At 70.2% G+C, this 19782-nt stretch carries 15 protein-coding genes and 1 pseudogene; 3 read left to right on the top strand and 13 right to left on the bottom strand.

Annotation, left to right across the window (positions count from 1 at the left end; translation table 11 throughout):
- Window positions 1-20: 20 nt before the first annotated feature.
- From ACH4RG_RS01705 to ACH4RG_RS01660, 10 genes are all read right to left on the bottom strand, one after another.
- Window positions 21-461, bottom strand: coding sequence for a GPW/gp25 family protein (locus ACH4RG_RS01705; RefSeq protein ID WP_397918535.1), 441 nt, complete (start codon window positions 459-461; stop codon window positions 21-23).
- Window positions 462-470: 9 nt separating this feature from the next.
- Window positions 471-761, bottom strand: a complete 291-nt coding sequence (locus ACH4RG_RS01700) for a PAAR domain-containing protein (protein WP_397918536.1) — start codon at window positions 759-761, stop codon at window positions 471-473.
- 38 nt (window positions 762-799) lie between these two features.
- Entirely contained in the window at window positions 800-2746 is a 1947-nt protein-coding gene (locus ACH4RG_RS01695; RefSeq protein WP_398538945.1) for a VgrG-related protein, read from the bottom strand.
- Window positions 2746-3588: a LysM peptidoglycan-binding domain-containing protein gene (locus ACH4RG_RS01690; RefSeq protein WP_397918538.1), complete on the bottom strand. Its 843-nt coding sequence runs from the start codon at window positions 3586-3588 to the stop codon at window positions 2746-2748. Before ACH4RG_RS01690 ends, ACH4RG_RS01695 begins: the two co-directional genes overlap by 1 nt.
- Before the next feature lie 5 nt (window positions 3589-3593).
- Entirely contained in the window at window positions 3594-4031 is a 438-nt protein-coding gene (locus tag ACH4RG_RS01685) for a phage tail protein (protein WP_018488496.1), read from the bottom strand.
- Between the two features lie 67 nt (window positions 4032-4098).
- The gene (locus ACH4RG_RS01680) at window positions 4099-4497 is read right to left on the bottom strand and encodes a hypothetical protein (protein WP_398538944.1); all 399 of its coding nucleotides are present in this window, start codon (window positions 4495-4497) and stop codon (window positions 4099-4101) included.
- Between the two features lie 1476 nt (window positions 4498-5973).
- Complete coding sequence (locus ACH4RG_RS01675) at window positions 5974-6117, bottom strand: DUF6760 family protein (protein WP_007457431.1); 144 nt, start codon at window positions 6115-6117, stop codon at window positions 5974-5976.
- Window positions 6114-6575: a hypothetical protein gene (locus ACH4RG_RS01670; protein WP_398162009.1), complete on the bottom strand. Its 462-nt coding sequence runs from the start codon at window positions 6573-6575 to the stop codon at window positions 6114-6116. Before ACH4RG_RS01670 ends, ACH4RG_RS01675 begins: the two co-directional genes overlap by 4 nt.
- The gene (locus ACH4RG_RS01665; RefSeq protein WP_018960795.1) at window positions 6575-7018 is read right to left on the bottom strand and encodes a phage tail protein; all 444 of its coding nucleotides are present in this window, start codon (window positions 7016-7018) and stop codon (window positions 6575-6577) included. The genes ACH4RG_RS01670 and ACH4RG_RS01665 overlap by 1 nt, the downstream gene beginning before the upstream one ends.
- A 62-nt stretch (window positions 7019-7080) precedes the next feature.
- A complete protein-coding gene (locus ACH4RG_RS01660; RefSeq protein WP_398538943.1) occupies window positions 7081-8649 on the bottom strand; it encodes a phage tail sheath family protein in 1569 nt (522 codons plus the stop codon).
- 311 nt (window positions 8650-8960) lie between these two features.
- On the opposite strand from ACH4RG_RS01660, the gene ACH4RG_RS01655 reads away from it, so the two are divergent.
- The 3 genes and pseudogenes from ACH4RG_RS01655 to ACH4RG_RS01645 all read left to right on the top strand — a co-directional run bounded on the left by ACH4RG_RS01655 (window position 8961) and on the right by ACH4RG_RS01645 (window position 14528).
- Window positions 8961-13121: a hypothetical protein gene (locus tag ACH4RG_RS01655; RefSeq protein ID WP_398538942.1), complete on the top strand. Its 4161-nt coding sequence runs from the start codon at window positions 8961-8963 to the stop codon at window positions 13119-13121.
- Between the two features lie 34 nt (window positions 13122-13155).
- Complete coding sequence (locus ACH4RG_RS01650) at window positions 13156-13851, top strand: hypothetical protein (protein ID WP_398162015.1); 696 nt, start codon at window positions 13156-13158, stop codon at window positions 13849-13851.
- A gap of 287 nt (window positions 13852-14138) precedes the next feature.
- Window positions 14139-14528 (top strand): annotated as a pseudogene (locus tag ACH4RG_RS01645) (DNA-binding protein).
- Between the two features lie 25 nt (window positions 14529-14553).
- On the opposite strand, the gene ACH4RG_RS01640 reads toward ACH4RG_RS01645, so the two are convergent.
- The 3 genes from ACH4RG_RS01640 to ACH4RG_RS01630 are packed head-to-tail and all read right to left on the bottom strand — an operon-like array spanning window position 14554 to window position 19674.
- Window positions 14554-16752, bottom strand: coding sequence for an AAA family ATPase (locus tag ACH4RG_RS01640; protein ID WP_398538941.1), 2199 nt, complete (start codon window positions 16750-16752; stop codon window positions 14554-14556).
- The gene (locus ACH4RG_RS01635) at window positions 16749-17582 is read right to left on the bottom strand and encodes a DUF4255 domain-containing protein (protein WP_398538940.1); all 834 of its coding nucleotides are present in this window, start codon (window positions 17580-17582) and stop codon (window positions 16749-16751) included. Before ACH4RG_RS01635 ends, ACH4RG_RS01640 begins: the two co-directional genes overlap by 4 nt.
- Before the next feature lie 31 nt (window positions 17583-17613).
- Entirely contained in the window at window positions 17614-19674 is a 2061-nt protein-coding gene (locus ACH4RG_RS01630; protein ID WP_398538939.1) for a VWA domain-containing protein, read from the bottom strand.
- Window positions 19675-19782 lie beyond the last annotated feature (108 nt).

Raw genomic sequence — 19782 nt, 5'->3', positions numbered from 1 at the left:
TTCGTACGTACGGGAACGGGTCACGCGCCCGCCTCCGGCTCGTCGGCCGATGCCTCGGTGGAGTCGGCGTGCTGCGGAATCACGTAGAACGGGAAGACGAGGTTGCGGGGGTCGTTCGAGCCGCGCACGGTGTAGCCGATGTCGATGTAGAGGACGCCGTTGTCCGCCTCGTCGAACCGGACGACGACCTCGGTCACCTCGATCCGGGGCTCCCAGCGCTCCAGCGCGAGCCGCACCTCGTAAGCGAGCTGCCCGGCGGTCCCCGCGTCCGCCGGGGCGAACACGTAGTCGTTGACCGCGCAGCCGAACTCCGGACGCATGGGCCGCTCCCCCGGCGAGGTCGCCAGGATCAGCCGGATCGACTCCTCCAGCTCGTGCTCGCCGCGCACCAGGGCGATGGACCCGGTGGCGTCCGTGCGCGGCGGGAACGCCCAGCCCGCGCCGATGAACTGCTGTCCCATGGCTCCGGTTCACCCGCCGATCAGTACGGTCGGGCAGCCGGAGAGCACCGGGGAGCCGCAGCCCGCCAGGTCACCGACGCGGGCGGCCGGCTGCCCGCCGATGAACACCGTCGCGCTGCCGGGTGGCGCGAGGACGGTCGGCGGATGGGCGGCGGGCGAGGAGCACAGGTGGGCGGTCCCGACGGTGGCGGCGGGCTTCCCGCCGACGAGCACGGACAGGACTCCGGGCGGCCCGACCGTGCCGGGGTGGCCCGTGGGGTCGCCGACCCGGGCTGCCGGAGCGGCTGTCGCGTCGGACATGCTGTGCACTCCTCCCTCGCGTGTTCTCTGCTGCGGCGTCAGTTGAGCTTGATCATCGGCGCGTTGACCGTCACCGTTCCGCCGCTCTTGACCTCCGTGCGGCGGCTGCCGTCGACCGTGACCTCGCCGCCCCGCACCTCCACCGGCCCCTGCGCCGCGATGCCGACCTTCCCGGTGCCGCCGTCCACGGACACACCTCTCCGCGCGGTCACCGTGACGCTCTCACCGGACAGTTCGAGCGCCCCGCGCCCCGCTTCCAGGGCGACGCCGTCGGCCGCCCGGATGGAGATCTGCTCCTTGGCCTCGATGGCCACGCTGCCGTCACTGCCGATGACGATGGCGGTGCCCCTGCGGTCGAGGTCGATCGTGAGCTTGCCGTCACCCGTACGGAGTCGGACGCCCTGCGGGCCGTTCGCGGCGTCCAGCAGCTCCAGCTGGTTTCCGCTCTTCGACGCGAAGGCCCGGCGGTTCACCGCACCGGTGGTGGGATCGACGAGTTCGTTCCCGCCTCCCGCGCCTCCCGCGCCACTCACGCCACCAGAAGCTCCGGACGCACCGGCGGCACCGGCGGCACCGGCAGACGTGCCACCGCTCCCGCCCCCGCCGCCCCCCGGCCGGTCCTGCCCGTTGTACAGCCCCGCCAGGACGTACGGCCGGTCCAGGTGCCCGTGCTCGAAGCCGACCAGCACTTCGTCGCCGACCTCTGGGATGAACGCCTCGCCGCCCCCCGTACCGCCGGACTGCGCCGTGCGCGCCCAGTCGCTCGCGTACTCGTCGGAGAGCCAGGGGAACCGCACCTTGACCCGCCCGGACCCCTCCGGATCCTGCGTGTCCGTCACCGTTCCGCTGACCAGTCCCGCGCACCGGGAACCTCCCGCCGCGGGCGAGCCGCCCGTCAGCCCGAGGAGGGACCGCTCCTGCTGCCCCGACACGGTGATCCAGGTCTCGTACCCGCGTACGGCGTCGAAGACATGGCGCGAGGTCGTCACCGTGTACCGGCCCTCGAACGGCGCGCCCACCGCGTTCAGCGCCACCGCGCTGCCCGCCCGCACCTCCGGATTGCCCCGGATCACCGCCTCCAGCTCCGCGAACGACCCGGCGATCCGCTCCGCCAGCGCCTTCGCCGCCTGGTCGACCTGGGCCTGCGCCCCGTACGCCGCGTCGGTCACCACGAACCGGGCCTCGCCGAACGGGGCCGACACCTCCGCCGCCGTCACCCCCAGGTCCAGCGTCGGGGACGAGCCCGCCGGGGCCCGGCCCACCAGCGGCTGCTTCGCCCGGACGTCCCAGCCGCGCACCTCCACCTCGGAGACCTGTTCGGCGGCCGACACCCCGGCCCGGCAGCGCAGCAGATTGCTGCCCAGTTCCAGGACGAGCGGGTCGCGGTCGGCGCGCGCCGAGGCGTCGGGCGCTCCGCCCGCCTCCGCCGGCTTCGTGATGTGCAGCTGCCCCTCCCGTACGTACGCCTGCGCACCCGCCTCCTCCGCGAGGCCGCGCACGAACTCCCAGTCGGTGATGCTGGGTTGGGCGACGTGTTCGAGTACGGGCCCGGCGATGTCGACCGGGCCCGGCTTCAGTCCGGCACGCTGGGCGACCTGGCCGCAGATGTCGGCGAGGGTCATGTTCTGGTAGCTGGCCACCCGGCGGCCACGGAACAGCCGGTGCGACTCGTCGAGCCCCCGGACGACGGTGAAGGTGCCGGACTCGTCGAGCTCCACCTCCAGCGCGGTGACGACCCCCTCCAACAGCGGTTTCGGCTCGGTGCCGCCGCCCGCGCGGGCCAGCAGCCTGGCCTCGGTGCCGATCTTCAGCCCCGCCTGCTCCAGCAGCACCCGGTCGGGGTCCCGGAACCGCAGCAGGAACAGGTCGGGGAGCGTACGGCTGTCGTCGACATAGCCCTCGACCAGCGTGTTCAGGAAATTGGGGGGCAGCGGTGTACCGCCGAACTCCACCGTCAGCGCCGTGGAAACCCCCTGCTGCGCCATCAGCCCCGCCCCCTGCCCCGGCCGGCCCCGGCGGCGTCCACGGCCGAGGAGTCCCTGCCCCGGCCCTTGTCCCTGAGCCGGGCCAGCTCGTCCAGGGCGGGCAGCAGGAGCTGGGTGCCGGGGGCGAGCCGCATCGGGTCGTCGATCCCGTTCGCCTCGGCGATCACCCGCCAGGCCCCGGGGTCCCCGTACTCCCGATGGGCGAGCGAGGGCAGCGAGTCGCCCGAGCCGACGCGGTGGACGCGCCGGGCGGCCAGCGCTCCCGAGGTCGGGTTCTGGCCGGGCGTCTCGCCGCTGATCTCCTCCATGGTGACCTGGCAGACCGCCCGGATCGGCACGCCGGACGTCGTGAACAGCGTGTACTTGGCGGCCACTTGGCTCACGTAACCGGGAAAGCCCGTCAGTCCGCCCCAGTGGAAGACCACCCACGGCGGGGACGACCGCTGCTGCTGCCGGGTCTCGTCCGTCGGCACACAGCACGCGAAGAGCTGCTCCACCGAGGTGACGACCCGGGTGTCCTGGGTGTCGCTGGCGTCGAAGAACATCTCGACGGTGAGCTTGCTGGGCTGGGAGCCCTGGTACTCCGGGGGGCCCGAACTCTTCGCGCCTTTCGCCGGGCTCCGCTTCCAGGAGGCCGCCTTGGTCAGGCTCAGCTCCTTGGGGTTGAACTGGAAGTCGATCCGCCCGCACGGCCCGCCGGGCGTCAGCCCGCCCCCGGTCGGCGGGGTCCGCAGCTCCAGGTAGGCGTGCTCCAGCTTGGGCCGCGCCGAACCGCCCTTCGCCGCCGAGGCCACTCCCGACGTACCGGCCGCGCTGAACGCGATGGGACCCGCACCGCTCATCGTCCTCAGCCCTCCATCACGTAGCCGTGGTGGGCGATCTCGATGGTTTCCATCGCGACCTTGGGGGACTCGGGCGTGAACGAGGGCCCGGTCCACCGCACGGGCACGACCTCCAGCAGCCCCCACTGGGCGACCTTCTGGCCGTCCCCGGTCCGCGCCTCGATGTGCGCGGTCTTCCGGCTGAACCCGGTGGTCATCGTGGCGAACCAGCGCGCCACCTTCTCCGTCTCCCGGGTCAGCGGGCGCGACAGCTTCACGTTGGAGTACTTCAGGCGGGTCGGCAGCTGCCACAGATGCCCGTTGTTGCCGCCCTCCTCCCGCGTTTCGAGGACGACTTCGCAGCCGAGGCCCTCGCACGTGTTGAACGACCCGAGCTCGATGTCGTCGATCGTCACGACGAAACAGACGCTGACGGCGGGGTCGCTGTCCTGGGCGGTGGCCATGACACGTACCTCTCAGTTCGGTCGAGCAGCCGATCGTTCGGGCTTGGTCCGGGCTCCAGCCCGGTTCTCAGTGGCGGGTGTTGATGAGATGACCGGCGCGTTCGCGTTCCAGCCGCAGGTCGTTCTTCAGCAGGCGGCTCAGCGGGGCGTACAGGGCCCGGACCAGCTCGTCCGTGACGGCGGGAGCCCCCTTGCCGTCCTTCGGGGCATCACCGGCCCCGCCGCCCGTCTCCGCTGCGGGCCCCGGCCCCGGTTCCGCGCCGTCCTCCGGTTCCGTTACGGGGTCGGGCTCGGGCGGCGGTTCCTCGACGACGTCGGCGACCTCGGCGACCTCGGAGTCCCGCTGGACGACCGGCCGCGAGGTGCCGGAGACCGGCGCGCCCCCGAACACGACACTGCCGTCGGCCATCCGCTGCGCCACCCCCGCCGCCACCGCCACGGCCCCGGCCGAGGGCGACCGGCGCACACGGCCGGAACCCGGCAGGGAGCGCGCCACCGAGCCGGGCACCGGAGGCCCGCCGACTGCCCGCCGCTGAACGGGCGCGGCGGTCACGGAGGTCGCGGAGGGCGGGCCGGCGGGGGCCGACGACAACGGGGGCGCGGGCCCCGGGGAAACACCGGGACCGGCCACCGGCCCCCCGCCCTCCGCCCCGGTCCACCGGACCGGTACCCCCTCGGGGGGCGGGGCGGAACCGCCCGGCTCCGGCGCTGGCCCCCCGGCGGGCCCGGAACCCGGCTCGGCGGCACGCTGTACGTCGACGTTCCGTGGAACCGGGGGCCGGTCGCCCAGGAGGGGGACGACGGGCCCGGTGTCGGACGGGGCGGCCGGGGAAGGCAGGGCGGGTGACGGCCCGGAGAGGGCAGGCGGCCCGTCCGACCGCTGCACGAAACCCCCGGCACCCCCGGCAGCACCGGCACCCCCGGCGTCACCCGCATCGCTCACCCCACCGGCAGAAGCAGGCGCTCCCCCTGCCCGGTCATCGGGACGGCCCCGGGACACCTCCCCCACCAGCGGATGGTCACCGAGCAAGGGGGCAGTGGACTGGTCCGGTCCCCCCGACCGAACGTCATCGGACAGGTCGGGCACAGCCGGGGCAGCAGGCGGAACCTGGCTCCCGGGGGTTCCCTGGTCGGCGGCTTCCGGGCCGGTGCCGGCCCGACGCTGGGCGGTCGGCGGCAGACCGGGCAACGGCGCACCGAGCCCGGGCGCCCGCCGGGGCCGCTCCCCCGCCGGAGGCATCGCAGCCCGTTGGACACCGACGCCAGCGCCGCCGGAGGCCGGGGCGGTCGGCGGCTCGGGCGACGGGACCGGAGGCGTGGGCTCCGCCACGACGGGCCGCTCCCCCACCAGACGGCGTACGGGCAGCTCCTCGGCGCCCCCCGGACGACTCTCCGCCCCTGCGGATGACGTCATGGCCGAGTGCTCACCGCCGTACAGGCGCTGTACGGGTACCGCCACGGGCACGGGCGCGGACACCATCCCCGGCACGGCCGCGGGCCCGCCCACTCGCCCGAAGTCGGTCACCGCCCCCCGCATCGGCATGTCCACGGACCGCTGAGCAACGACGGTCGACGGTGACGACGACGACGGGGCGGACTCCGCTACACCCACCCCGCGCACCAGCCCGGCCGGAGCGTCAGGGCTCACCAGGTGCCCGAGCGGGGTTCCGAGCGCAGTGTCCTGACGGGTGGTGAGCGACGCCTCGAACTCCGCCGGAGCCAGGGTCAGTTGCTGCCCGGACACCACCCGCTGGATCGGCTCCAGCCGGTTCGGGTCAACCCGTTCGCCACGATCGGCCACAGGCACGGGCGCAGGGACGAGGGCGACCGCACCGCCGGAGCGGTCAGCACCGCCGCGGCCGCCCCGCAGCCAGGACATCAACCCCATGAGCTCCTCGTCCTCCCCTGCGCGGTGTATCCCGCCCGGCCGTCGGGCAGGGCCTCAGTGCCCGTTGAGGCGGGCGACCTGCGCGACGAACTTCAGGCGTTCCGGATGTTCCAGGTCCAGCAGGTCGTCCAGCGGCCAGTGGAAGTGGTAGGCGAGGTACGCGACCTCCTCGTAGAGCAGGTCGGCCGCGTACGTCACGATTCCCCCAGGCGGCCACCGGCGAGATTCACCGCGAACTCCTCGTCGCAGGACGGGCAGGTGACGGCGGCACGGGTGTGGCCCTCGGCGTTGATCCGGCGGTAGAAGTCCTGGAGGAAGGCCAGGTCGGAGGCGAACAGATCCTCGATGACACCGGGGTGGATGTCCTCGACCGTGCCGATGCGCGTCACGACCCGCGAGATGAGGACCACCGACAGGTAGGCGGAGTTCTCCCTGACCCGGTCGTCCCGCAGGGGGACCAGCTCGTCGCGTGCGGTGGCGAGGCGCATCACGCCCGTACGGTGGACGGTCCCCGACTCGTCGACGTAACCGCGCGGCAGCTCGAAGCCGAACTCCGTCCGCAGAGTCTCCCGTTGACGCGGCCCCGCGCCGCCCCTCGCTCCGGCCGCCGCGGCGTCGATCTGTTCCGCGCTCCGGAAGTGGACCGAGCGGCGCATCAGTCGAGTTCCATGGCCTCGTAGGTGATCGCCAGCTTCTCGGTCAGCACCGAGGTGTCGCCGGCCTTCAGGGTGCCGATCTCCAGGGACTTCGGCCAGGCGTTGATGAGCTTGTAGCGCTTGATCGGCAGGCCCTCGTAGTCGTAGACGATGACGGCGCCGTTGCGGCGGGCGTTCGTCATGCGGCCGAACCGCGAGTCCTTGATCCACCGCTCGAAACTGTTGTCCTCGGTGAGTCCGCGCGTCACGGTGACCTCGCCCGCCTTGGGGCGGCCGGGCAGCTTCTTGATGGCGTACTTGCCGTCGAAGGTGTTCTGCTTCAGCTCGATGACGTCCTGTTCCATCTTCAGACCGCTGACCTCGGTGATCTGCTTGATGATGACGCTGTCGAATTCGAGGCCGAAGGAATGCCCGACGGAACTGTCGAGATCGGGAAGTGGCACAGCAGACTCCTTACGCCGGACTCAGGAACGGGCTGTCAGCGATCAACGGGGGCGGCGGCCGGTCATTCGTCGACACCACCGCTGCCGCCGGTCAGCTGGGAGAGCCGGAACACCACGAACTCGGCCGGTTTGACGGGGGCGACCCCGATATCGCAGATGACCTGACCCGCGTCGATGCTCTCCGGCGGGTTCGTCTCGCGGTCGCACTTCACGTAGAACGCCTCCTCGGGGGTCAGCCCGAACAGCGAGCCCTTGCGCCACTCGTTGACGAGGAACGCCGAGACCGTGCGCCGGACACGGGCCCACAGGGCGTCGTCGTTCGGCTCGAAGACGACCCACTGCGTACCGGCGAGGATCGACTCCTCCAGGTAGTTGAAGAGCCGCCGCACGTTCAGGTACCGCCAGGCGGGGTCGGAGGCCAGCGTCCGCGCGCCCCACACCCGGATGCCCCGGCCGGGGAAGGCGCGGACGCAGTTCAGCCCGATCGGGTTGAGGAGGTCGTGCTCGCCCTTGGTGAGCTGGGTCGCCAGCGCCACGGCTCCCCGGACGACCTCGTTCGCCGGGGCCTTGTGCACGCCCCGCGTAGCGTCGTTGCGCGCCCAGACCCCAGCGATGTGCCCGCTGGGCGGTACGAGGGTGGCGCGGCCGGACGCGGGGTCGGCGACGCTGATCCAGGGGTAGTAGAGCGTGGCGTACTTGGAGTCGAAGTTGGCCTGCCCGGTGCGCCAGCCGCGGACCTGCTGCGGGGTGAGCCCGGGCGGCGGGTCGAGGATGGCCACCCGGTCGCCCATCAGCTCGCAGTGGGTGATCAGCCCCTGCTGGACGGCGATGACCGACTCCAGGTCGAGCAGCCCGCGTTCGTACGCGCTCATCAGGTCGGGCACGGCGATCATCGTGACCTCGTCGACCGCCTCCAGGCCGCCCAGCCCCGTACGGCGGTCGGCGTCGCCGACGTACACCTCGGGGGCCATCGCACCGGAGCTGCCGGCGGCGGGGGCGGCCGGGGCGAGGACCACCGTCTGCGGTGCGGGCGGTGCGGGGGCCGCGCCGCGCCCCGACTCCCGTACCTCGATCAGTTCGGACTTGGCGTTGACGCGGGTGGCGACGTTGTCCTTGCTGCGCTTGGTGGTGACGGCGGGGTACGTCTCCACGACCTGGCCGTCACGCTTCACCAGGAACCGGAAGACGTCCGCAGGCGGATCGTCGCCCTCCACCGGGGCGACCTCCACGCTGATCTCCCCGCTCACGCCGGGCCGGGGCCGCACGGCGTAGGGCCCGACCGGGACCTCGGCGCCGACGGGCAGTTCGCCGGACTCCCCGGCCTCCCCGGTGTCGCGCTCTTCGGCCCCGACGTGAGCCGCTGTCGTGCCGTCGTCGACGCGCACGACGTAACAGACGCCGCCACCATTGGCGAAGAAGCCGTAGACGGAGGACGCGAGGTAGGTGCCGTCGACGAAGTCGCCGAACGTGGCGACGAACTGGCTCCAGTTGGTGATCAGCGTCGCCTCGTCGAACGGCCCCTTCTGCGCGAAGCCGACGAAGGCGGCGACCGAGGTGCCCACCCCTTCGATCGGCCGGGATCCGGACTCGACCTCTTCGACGTAGACGCCGGGGGACAGGTACGACGGCATAAGGGCCTCTCCTCGACACACTCCTGAACGCACTGCTCGACCGGGTGACGCGGGCCATTCTCGTCACGGGGGCGATCACCGGGAACGGACGGTCGGCCGCCCCGCCGCGCATCGAGGGCTGCCCGATGAGGCAACGCGACCGCGCCACGAGTGCCGTCCCGCCCTGCCCCGTACGCGGTCCGCGCGCGCTGCGTGCCTCCCCGGATTCCCCGGCACGGTGGCGACCACCACGCATGCCCCCCATTCGGGCCGCCGTCCGGGCCATCCGGGTGGCCTGCCGGCCGGCGGGGGGCGGGAGGGCGGGAGGGCGGATGAAGGCGGTTCCGGAGAAGCCTTCCGCGACGCCACCGCGTCAGGACGCCGTACGCACCCCGAACCTCGACGCCGTACACGGCCCGAGCCTCGACGCCGTACACGGCCCGAGCCTCGACGCCGTACACGCGCCGGACCACGGGACGACGGCACACACTCCAGCCCTCGACTCCTTCTCCTCACCCTCACCCTCATCCTCATCCTCGGTCCCCCCGGCCCTCGAACTCTCCCGCTCGCAAGCGCCGCGCACGGAGCGGGCGGCCGAGGCCACTCCCCCCGGCCGCCGCCCCGACCGCCGCTCGATCCAACGGCTCCAGCGGATGGCGGGGAACGGGGCGGTGTCGCGGCTGGTCGCCCAGCGGTACACGGCACCGGTGAAGCCGTCCCCGGCGCAGGCGGCGGGGTTCCGCAGGGTGAAGGCCGATGTGGCGGGGAAGAAGACCCGGCTCGCCGCACACGCCCCGGCGGCGGCGGAGTCGAAGGCCTCGCAGGACGCGGCGGTGGCCCCGCCGGACGACAAGGAGGCCCAGGGCAAGGCGGCGAACGCCGAGAAGATGAACGCGGCGAAGCCCGGGGAGTTCGACAAGAAGGCGTTCATCGACGCGGTGAACAAGGCGATCGACTCCCAGGCCCCCCAGAACCTCGACGAGGCCGACAAGTTCGCCAAGTCCGGCAAGGCGGACCAGGTCAAGGCGGAGGTCGACGGCAAGGTCACCGACGGCAAGGAGTCCTCCGCCAAGGACATCGACACGGCGACGAAGGCCCCGCCCGACACCTCGGCCGCCAAGGACAAGGAGGTCACCCCGCTCTCCCCCGATCAGGCTCCTGGCAACCCGGGCGCACCGTCCGCCACGGACGCGGTCCCCGAGAAGCAGCCCGCGGCCGTCACGGACTTCTCCGAGGGGCCGGCCCAGAACGACAAGGCGATGGCGGACGCCGAGGTCACCGAGGAACAGCTGGCCAAGGGCAACGAACCCGAGTTCAACGAGGCGCTGTCGGCGAAGAAGACCTCCGAGGCGGACGCGGCGAAGGCTCCCGCGAAGGGCAAGGCGGCGGAGGACCAGCAGCTCTCCACCGCCAAGGAGAACGCGGCGGCCTCCGGAGCCCAGGCGATGGCGGGCCTCACCGCGACCCGGGCCACCGCCGGCAAACAGGTGGACGGCGGCAAGAACGACACGAAGTCGAAGGACGAGAAGAAGCGCGCCGAGGTCACGGCCAAACTCCAGAAGGTCTACGACGGCACGAAGAAGGACGTCGAGGACACCCTGTCCGGCCTGGACAAGAAGGTGGACACGGCGTTCACGTCGGGCGAGAAGTCGGCGCGGGACGCGTTCACGGCCGACCACAAGAGCCGGATGAAGAAGTACAAGGACAAGCGGTACTCGGGCCTCATGGGCAAGGGCCGCTGGATCAAGGACAAGTTCGCCGGCCTGCCGAAGGCGGCGAACGACCTCTACCAGGAGTCCCGCAAGCTCTACGTCTCCCGCATGCAGACGGTCATCTCCTCGGTCGCCGACATCATCGGCGCCGAACTCGGCAAGGCGAAGGCCCGCATAGCCAAGGGCCGCACGGAGCTGAAGGCCGAGGTCGACAAGCTCCCCGCCGACCTGAAGCAGTTCGGCGAGGAGGCGGCGAAGGACTTCGCGGGCAAGTTCGACGACCTGGAAGCCACGGTCAACGAGAAGTCGGAACAACTGGTCCAGGACCTGGCCCAGAAGTACACCGCCGCCCTCAACAAGATCGACGAGGAGATCAAGAAGCTCCAGGAGGCCAACAAGGGCCTTATCGACAAGGCGAAGGACGCCATCGTCGGCGCCATCAAGACGATCAACGAGCTGAAGAACCTGCTCCTGGGCATCCTCGCCAAGGCCGCATCCGCGATCATGAAGATCATCAAGGACCCGATCGGGTTCCTGGGCAACCTGGTGAAAGCGGTCGGCGCGGGCCTGAACCTCTTCATCACGAACATCGCCGACCACCTGAAGACCGGCGTCGTCTCCTGGCTGCTGGGCACCGCGGTCAAGGCGGGCCTGGACCTCCCGGCCAAGTTCGACCTCAAGGGAATCATCCAGCTCATCGGCTCGATGCTCGGCCTGACCTGGGACAACATCCGCACCCGCGTCACCCGCAAGGGCGTCCCCGACGAAGCGATGAGCGCCGTCGAAACCTCGGTCCCGGTGGCGAAGAACCTCGCCGCCGAAGGCCCGGCCGGCGCCGTCAAGGAGATCCAGGCGGAAGCGGGCGACCTCAAGGCCACCATCCTCGGCAAGCTGACGACCTACCTGATCCCCACCGTCCTCATCGCGGGCATCACCTGGATCATCTCCCTGCTCAACCCCGCCTCCGCGTTCGTCCGCGCGGTCAAGGGAATCATCGACATCGTCACGTTCATCGTGACGCAGGGCGCCCAGATCGCGGACTTCGTCAACGCGGTCCTGGACGCCGTCATCGCCATCGCCAACGGCGGCCAGGCCGGCGTCCCCAAACTCATCGAAGCCGCCCTCGCCTCCAGCGTCCCCCTCCTGATCGGCTTCCTCGCCGCCCTGCTGGGCATCGGCGGCCTGGCCAACAAGGTCAAGTCGGTCTTCCGGTCGGTGTCACGACCGGTCACCCGGGCCATCGACAAGATCGTCGACTTCATCGCCAAGAAGGGGAAGGCGCTCTGGAACAGACGTAAAGGTCGCGACCCCGCCCATGACAGCGAAGATGGCAAGCGCCAACGCCTCGAAAAGGGCATGACGGCAGCGGTTACCGCACTCACAAGATACAGCGATCGACCGGTCGCCTCCAAAACGCTGCGACCACTTTTGTCAGCGATTCGCATTCGATACGGCCTAAAAGAACTCACTCCTGTAGCGGATGGAGGGAACTGGTCGGTTCGGGGACGAGTGAATCCGGTATCCCTCAGGAAGACTCCCGCACCGCTACCCTCAGGAAGCCAGGGCCCATCATCAGAGGAACAGAAGAAGAAGTTCGTGAAGAAGAATCTCCCGAGCTTCGGGGACCAATTCGTGATGACTCGCGCACACAATTGGTGGTACAGCAGACAGCTGAACAAAGTGAAACTGTGGGAGAACGACGTACTAAAGCCGACCAGAAATGCGGCCCGATCATATCTGAGATCGCCGGAGATAATAGAGTCCGTGTATCAAGAGTTTTTCAAGGGGCAGCGAAACCACCCGGACAAACCGACAGCGTACGAGGATAAAGTCTTCAAGGGCACGCGCTACCGCCGGGAGTTGATTGAGCACCTCGGAAACCAAAACACAGTAGACCACATTCGCACAAAAGGTTTAGAAAAGGTCGCTCCGGACAGCACCGCAAAGATCGCGCTCGAAGAAATGAACTTCACCCCCACTTTCGAGCCTTATGGCGCATTCAAACCATTCCCGGACGGCGTGAGGGATCCCGATCCCGATCTGGTGCAGGCGGTCACCGGCGCCCGGCGCGGTACACACCGCCCCATCCTCGCCTTTCTGTACAACATGGTGGAATTCGGAAAAGTCGATAAAATCACCTGGCGCAGGTTCAACGAGATATGGAACTCTGATGGCGATTCATCCGCCTGGATCAAAGATCGCTTCCGAGATATAGCCAGCGGTATGCACGAATGGATACCCTCCAACTACATTCGCCCGATCCTGCAGACCGCAATCGAACAGAAGAACAAAAGCTCACTGGACGACGGCCTGAAATGGGTCACACTGCAACACAAACTTCGCTCCCCTACTGGCATGGTGCTGTGGCAGATAGTGGGAAGCGATGGCAATAGCGTAGATCCGGGCGGCCATGTTGGTTCGTTCTACGAGGCGTACAAGAACCGGGAGGGGCAAACCCGCTACAAATCAGTAATGACCGACGGAACTCATGATTTCCATAACAAATTGAGATCAGCATTCCTGAGCGGTAAGGAGGCCGGCGCGTACAGCTTCGTCACAGAACTGAAGGGGATGCTGGGAGGTCCGGGCGGTCTCATCTGGAATGGCGATACCAGCGCCCTACCGGACGCCATCAAAAAAGCAGAGATCGGTGCCCTCTACCGTGTCGCCATCGGCGAGTACAAGAAAGAGTTAACCGTAGAGGGACTGGCAAAAATACAACGTGACAACTTCCTAGAAATAGAGAACAACTTCAACGAGGCAAAAAGAAGTATCACCTAGTGAAAAGGTAGGTCACTCGAACATGCCTTCACATGTGGACAAGGAGATCAAGAAAGCGATCGATTCAAGACTTGAGCGCGCATACGGCCCCACAGAGACCTGGGAGCGTTCTCAACTCGAGGAAGTGTCCGCACTTTCGGTCTACCATGCACGCGACCTTCGCGGCCTGTCCCTCTGCCCCAATGTAAAGATCCTTCTACTCGTCGGGTGTGAGATCTCATCGCTCAGCGACATTGACGGACTTGACTCTCTCACTTCACTCGTCGTGGAGGACAGCACCCTGAAGAGCCTGGAAGGAGTGCAGCGTTGGGATATTTTCAGTTTGCGTGTGAAGCGCAACCTCATCGAGGAATTGACTCCGCTCACAGAGCTCCCAAGCCTTCAGCTCGTCGATGTCACAGGTAATCCGATCTCATCCCGATCCCAGGAGAACGTGATCCCCAAACTGACGGCTCGCGGCATCGACGTCATGTCGTCCCTTGAGCGGGAACGGGCGATCACCCTCCGATTGCATGCATTCGGCCTGCCATTCAGTTATTATCGGACATCGGCAGGTTGTCGCCTCGGTCGTCCTGGACTGGTTTTTTCGAACGAACCCGAATCAGGGCATCCATTCATCGAGCCAGATGAAATGGATGCGATTCTGTCGGGACCTGTGGAGTCCGTGCACGAAAGCGTGCACGGACTCTTCGCGCGTAAGGACCTCATGTGGCCGGCAAACGAGCGATGAATGCGGGGCCGCGATGAGCGATGCCGGTGAAAGTTCCACCGCCAATGTCTCCGTTAACCGCACTCGGGCACCGTGGCCGCCGCCCGCGCCCGCGTCGGGAAGCGGGGGTTCTCCGCCTACGTGGCTGCTGCCGTGCAGCAGCAGATCGAGCGCGACAACCTGTCCGAGCTGATCGCCGCCCATGAGGCGGAGCACGGCGAGTTCAGTCAGGCGGAGATCGACGCCGCGCGTGCCCTGCTGCGCGGAGACGCCGAGGCCGGCGGGAGAAGCGCGGCTAGGCGAACCGGTTGCGGACCCTCGTCCTGGACGGTGAAGGACTGTCGAAGCTGGTCGCCGACGACCGCCGCGTCATGTCCCTGGTGCGCGGGGCCGAGCAGGAGGACATGCGGGTCGTGACCCAGCGTCCTCACCCTCATCGAGGCACACCACGCGCGGGTGAACTCAGCCCGTTTCAACTGGGCCGTGTCCCGGCTGAACGTGGAGCCGGTCCGTGAGGAGATCGGACGTACGACGATGGGCCTGCTCGTCGATGCGGGCCTGCACGGGCACAGTACGCCATCGACTCCGTGGTCGCCGCCACCGTACTCCACGCCCCGAAGCCGGCCGTGATCCTGACCTCCGCTCCCGAGGACCTGACCATGCTTTGTGGCGACCGGGTGCGGATCGTCAACGTCTGATCCCCGCTCCCGCCCTCAAGCGCCCTCATGTCACCAGCCCCAGATACGGCCCGAACTCCGAGGCAAGCGTCAGCCGCCCCAGCTTCTGGTACTCCCGCTGGATCGCGTGGATCACCGTCTCCATCGTCACCGCACCCCCCGCCTCCGCCGCCAGGTACGCCGAAGTCACCGCGACCGAGCGGATGTTGCCGCCCGCCAGTTCGAAGTTCTCGGCGCAGAAGGGCAGGTCCAGGTCCGTGCCGCGCGGGAGGGTCGGGCCCAGGCAGCGGTCCCAGAGGAGCAGGCGTTGTTCGGGGTCCGGGACCGGGAAATCGACGACCAGGTCCAGGCGGCGGGTGAAGGCGTCGTCCAGGTTGGCGCGGAGGTTGGTGGCGAGGATGGCCAGGCCGTCGAAGGACTCCATGCGTTGCAGGAGGTACGCGCTCTCCACGTTCGCGTAACGGTCGTGCGCGTCCTTCACGTCCGAGCGCTTGCCGAAGATCGCGTCCGCCTCGTCGAAGAGGAGCACGCCGTTCACGCCCGCCGCCTCCGTGAAGATCCGCTCGAGGTTCTTCTCCGTCTCGCCCACGTACTTGTCGATCACCGTCGCCAGGTCGACCGTGTACAGGTCCAGCCCCAGGTCCGCGGCGATCACCTCCGCCGACATCGTCTTGCCCGTGCCGGAGTCGCCCGCGAACAGCGCCGACACGCCCCGGCCCCGGCCCCCGCCCGGCCGCATTCCCCACTCCCCCAGCACCCGGTCGCGGTGCCGGGCGCGGGCCGTGAGCTCGCGGAGCTGGGTGTGGGTGTCGGGCGGGAGGACCAGGTCGTCCCAGGCCACCGTGGGCTCGATGCGGCGGGCCAGCCGGTCCAGACCCGCCGCGTTCTGGGCGCGGGCCCCCCGCCGTACGTGGTCCGCGGTGAGCCCGCCGCCCGCCAGCCGGGCCGCCTGGGCGGCGGAGCGGGCAGCTCCGGTGATCTGTTCCGGGGTGAGGAGGAACGGGGCCAGCAGCAGGTCCGGGGCGATGGTGGGCGGGAGCGGCGCGGAGGTCCCAGGCGTGTGGCCGGCCCCGTGACCGTCCCCGCCCCCAGATGCGCGGTCGGGCTCCTGACCGAGTGCGTGGCCAGGTGCCTGACCAAGTGCGGGGCCAGGCACGTGCCCCAACGCGGACACCCGCTCGTACGCGTCACGCCACAGCGCCCCCCGCGCCGACGGCTCCACCCTGGGCGCGTGCAGCAGCAGGGGTGGGGCGACCGACCAGGACGCGTCCCAGGGCGCCCGGCCCACCAGGACCGTCGGAACCGGGGTGGCCGTGAGAAGCCTCAGCAGCCCCGGGCGCTCCCTGGACACCGCGTCCAGCGGCGCGCAGACCAGGCCCGCCCCCGTCAGGCGCGCCTCCCGGACCAGGGCGCTCACCGCCTCGGCGGGCGACGGGTCCTCCGCCAGCCGGGCCAGGTCCAGGCCCAGGACCCCCCGGCCCGCCCGCGTCAGCGCCGACGCGGCGAGCGCCGTGCCCGCACCGCCCTGGTCCTCGCTCAGGTAGGCAAGCCGGACGCCGTCCGCCAGGACCCCGGCGAGCGGGGCCGGGTCTCCCACCCCGGGCACGGCCTGCCACGGGGCCAGCAGGTCCGCCAGTCGCGGGTCCGGGGTGTCGTCGCCCAGCAGGTGCGCGGCCACCCGGTCCGGCACCCGCAGCGCCCGGCTCAGGAACGGGCGGTGCAGGTCCTCCGCCAGAAGCAGGCCGCCGGCCCGGAGCGGCGCCCCCGCCGCCAGCCGGGCCCGGGCGGCGGGATCGGAGGGGGCCGCGCCGCACAGGCCCAGGGCCAGCCCGATGGACGGGCGACGACGGGACACGTCGTCGTTCAGATAGCCGTAGAACGCCTCGAAGCGGTCGTCCAGGTCCGGTACGAGCGCGATGAGCAGGATCTCCGTGTCCAGCGGGGTGAGGTCGAACTCCCGCGCGAGCGCCGCCAGTCGGGAGTCCTTCTCCGTCTCGACGGCCGCCTCTCCGGGCGGTGAACCCTCGGCCAAGGCATCGTCCAGCGCCGGAAACCCCCTCGCACCCTTCTCGTCCAGCAGCCGCACGATGCTGTCGTCCGTGAGGTACAGCCCCCGGAAGTCGTCGTCCGGGTCCGGATCGGTACTCCGCCGCAGCTCCACCGCGTGCCGGATGCGCCGCTCCACGGCCGCCGCACGGGCGAGCAGATGGCGGAGGTCCGGGCCGGCGCCGGCCGGCGCCGTCATACGTTCCCATCCTCAGAGGGCGTACCGCGTCTCTCACGTCCCCCGGGTGGCCCGCCCCGCCCCTCAGCTGGCGTCCCCCGCCGCTCCGTGATCCGCAGTGACACCGCCCGCCCGTGCGCCCCGCCCGAGGGCGCGGAGGAAGGCTCCCGGACGGGCCGCCCGGGACGCGACCCGTACACCGGCAGCCCCGGCCGCCCCGGCTGCGTCTCCGTCGCGCCCGCACCCGCGCCCGCACCCTCCCCGGAAACCGGCACGGGTACGTCCCCGAACTGCGCCCGCAGCCCCTCGTCGCCCACCGGCGGGCCCGCCTCGTAGACCGGCGAGGCCGTCACCGGAACGCTGATCACCAAGTCCAGCGAGGGCTTCAGCTCGCCCCCGAGCGCGCTCCACACATCGGCGAACGACCGGTCCTCCGGCGGCGGCAGCGCGATCGACATCGGGACGGCGGCCCCGACCTCGGCCAACGAGCCCGCCAGCCGCTCCGGGGGCAGCGCCTCGTACCGCAGCAGACAGGCCAGCAGGGAGGAGAGCAGCCGGTGTTCATCCTCGGGGCGCTTCGTCCACGCCGTGATCAGGTACGACAGTTTGAAGAAGCGCGGCGGGCGGCGGCGGGCGACGATCGCCCCGCGCTCGTCGTACTCGTTGTGCAGGCCGCGCTCCCGCCGCCGCATGTCCTCACGGATGTCGTAGAGGTAGAGGTTGACCATCGGGGCGTTGACCTTGGCCGCCCACTCCCGGGTCGGGGCGTCGAAGACCACCGCGATCTGGCGGCCCTCCAGCACCTCGGCCCGGATCAGAGCCCGCAGGACGTCGTCCACCTCATGGATCATCCGCTGACCGCCTCCGAAGCGAAGAGTGAGCTCATGAGCGACCCGCGAAGTCCGGTGGTTGCAGGTTGTGTTGCACGACCAGCACCGGTTTCCGCAGGAGCGGCAGATCGCGGGCCTCCGCCCGCAGGACGCGCGGGCCCAGCGTGTCCTTGCGCAGGACCAGCACCTGCACCTCGAAGGTGCCGTCCCGGCCGACCCGTACGCCGGACCGGTCCGCGGTGATGCCGATGTTCCACGTGAAACGTACGGTCTCGCCCGGCGGATAGTCCTTGCCCCGGGCCAGTACCGGCTGCCCCGGTTTCGCCACCTGTGGGGTGACCGTCAGCGAGGGCTTGAGGACCCTCAGCCGGTCCACATCCCGGTTGTTCGCCGCCCGCCCGTCGGGCAGGGTGCCGCGCACGGTGGCCCGTACGTCACCGGTGACCGCCGCCCGGTAGGTCGCCGTCTGCGTCACCACGACCCGCTCCCCGGCGGCGATCGTGCAGGGCCGCGCCGCCGTGCACCGGCTCAGGCCGGGCAGGCTCCGGTCCTTCGACGCGTCCGTCCTCGGCCACGTCGCTCCGAGGACGACGCCGGTCGCCGTGTCCGGGCCCGCGTTGGTGATCGTGAACCGGGCGGTGGCGGGCCGCCCCACGTACGTACGGTCCGGGCTGACATCGGCCCGTACCGCGAGGTCGGAGGCCGGAGGCGGGGGCGGCGGCGGAGGCGCGGGCGGGTTCGGCGGCACCACGGGTTCCAGCACCTCGAACCGGGCCGTGTCCGCCCCCGTGTTGCCCGCCGCGTCCGTCGCGGAACAGGTGACCGTCGTCGTTCCGACCGGGAAGAGCGATCCGGACGGCGGGACGCAGGTCACCGACAGTGCCCCGTCCTGCGGGTCCGTCGCCGTGGCCGTGTAGTCGATGCGGACGCCGTCGTCGTCGGGCGCCCTGGCCGTACGGTCGTCCACGGTGACGACGGGCACGTCGACGTCGTTCACGGCGATGCTGATCTGCTGCCGGAAGTCCGGATCGGGCACCGCGGCCGGCCCGACCGTGTCCGTGCCCGGGACCTGGGTGCCGAGCAGGAACTGCACGGTGCAGGCCAGCGTCGTGCCCTGCGGGGCGTCCTCGGACACATCGACGGTCTCCGCGAAGTGCGCGGTCTCCCCGCTGGTGAGCTGCCGGGTGGGCGGGTCGAGGGCGACGGTCAGATGGGGGTCGCAGGCGTCGAGGCGGTAGCCGACAGACGTGGGCAGGTTCTCGAAGCCCTCGATGACGGCCTCGGTCACCCCGTCGTCCGGGATGCCGCTCAGCATACGGCCGTCGGTGGCGTCGACGATCCGCTTGGCCTGGTCGGGCTCATGATAGGGATCCTGATAGGTGGGGCTGCTGTAACCGTCGCCGTTGAGCCCATCGCCGTCCTCCGTCGTCACGTCGACGGCGATGACGCGTACGCCTGCGTCCTGAAGGGCGAACACCGCTTCCTGGAACGGGATCCCGTTACTCGGGTCGTGGCTCGACGCGTCGCCGACCAGGACGACCACGGGGCTCGCCCCCTCTCGGAAGACCGTCTTGCCGTCCGCGCCGCCCGCGACCTTCCACAGGGCGTAGATCCAGTCCTCGGACGGCCCCTTGCTCTTGAATCCGCGCGAGGTGTCCAACTGGTCGACCCCGAGCTGGACGTCCGTCATGTTGTCCGTCAGTTCCTGGAGCACTTCGAACTCCGCCGTCGGGTCGTCGATCTCGTCGCCATACGTGGCCACGGCGAAACGCGAGTCCGGCTGTTCCGCGAGAACCGTCTCCGTGATGTCCTTCAGGCCCGTCTGCACGTCCTCGATCGGCTTTTCCATGCTTCCGGTGCCGTCCACCAGCAGCACCACATCCGGCCGAGGCGGGATCGCCGGGGTCCGCACCCGCTTGTCCACACCCGTCGAACCACCCGGGTCGAGCGCCTCCTCCAGCGTCGCCGGGGTGACCCACGGCTCCGGCGGCACGGGCACGGCGGACGCCACACCGCTCACGCCCGACGCGGGCACGAGGCCGGCGGCCAGCAGCAGGAGAACGAGCCCGGCCGCTCGCCTCCGCGGTCCCGTTCCTGGCTGAAACCACCGCACAGCGTTCCCCTCCCCGCGCCACGCCCGATACTCGGAGGCCACCGTCGCGCACCGGCGGACCGCGTGCGGAGAGAGACGAGTCATTTCCGCGGGAAGGCCGAACTGCCC

The sequence above is a fragment of the Streptomyces sp. NPDC021019 genome (genome assembly GCF_044333295.1).
Taxonomy (GTDB): domain Bacteria; phylum Actinomycetota; class Actinomycetes; order Streptomycetales; family Streptomycetaceae; genus Streptomyces.
Note: the sequence above shows the minus strand (reverse complement) of the source record. Positions and strands in the feature narration are given on the sequence as shown.

What these genes read in the sequence shown, in the direction of transcription:
- ACH4RG_RS01640 (WP_398538941.1), bottom strand. Translation starts at nt 16,752, where the DNA reads ATGACGGCGCCGGCCGGCGCCGGCCCGGACCTCCGCCATCTGCTCGCC.
- ACH4RG_RS01635 (WP_398538940.1), bottom strand. Translation starts at nt 17,582, where the DNA reads ATGATCCATGAGGTGGACGACGTCCTGCGGGCTCTGATCCGGGCCGAG.
- ACH4RG_RS01655 (WP_398538942.1), top strand. Translation starts at nt 8,961, where the DNA reads ATGAAGGCGGTTCCGGAGAAGCCTTCCGCGACGCCACCGCGTCAGGAC.
- ACH4RG_RS01685 (WP_018488496.1), bottom strand. Translation starts at nt 4,031, where the DNA reads ATGGCCACCGCCCAGGACAGCGACCCCGCCGTCAGCGTCTGTTTCGTC.
- ACH4RG_RS01705 (WP_397918535.1), bottom strand. Translation starts at nt 461, where the DNA reads ATGGGACAGCAGTTCATCGGCGCGGGCTGGGCGTTCCCGCCGCGCACG.
- ACH4RG_RS01695 (WP_398538945.1), bottom strand. Translation starts at nt 2,746, where the DNA reads ATGGCGCAGCAGGGGGTTTCCACGGCGCTGACGGTGGAGTTCGGCGGT.
- ACH4RG_RS01670 (WP_398162009.1), bottom strand. Translation starts at nt 6,575, where the DNA reads ATGCGCCGCTCGGTCCACTTCCGGAGCGCGGAACAGATCGACGCCGCG.
- ACH4RG_RS01700 (WP_397918536.1), bottom strand. Translation starts at nt 761, where the DNA reads ATGTCCGACGCGACAGCCGCTCCGGCAGCCCGGGTCGGCGACCCCACG.
- ACH4RG_RS01660 (WP_398538943.1), bottom strand. Translation starts at nt 8,649, where the DNA reads ATGCCGTCGTACCTGTCCCCCGGCGTCTACGTCGAAGAGGTCGAGTCC.
- ACH4RG_RS01690 (WP_397918538.1), bottom strand. Translation starts at nt 3,588, where the DNA reads ATGAGCGGTGCGGGTCCCATCGCGTTCAGCGCGGCCGGTACGTCGGGA.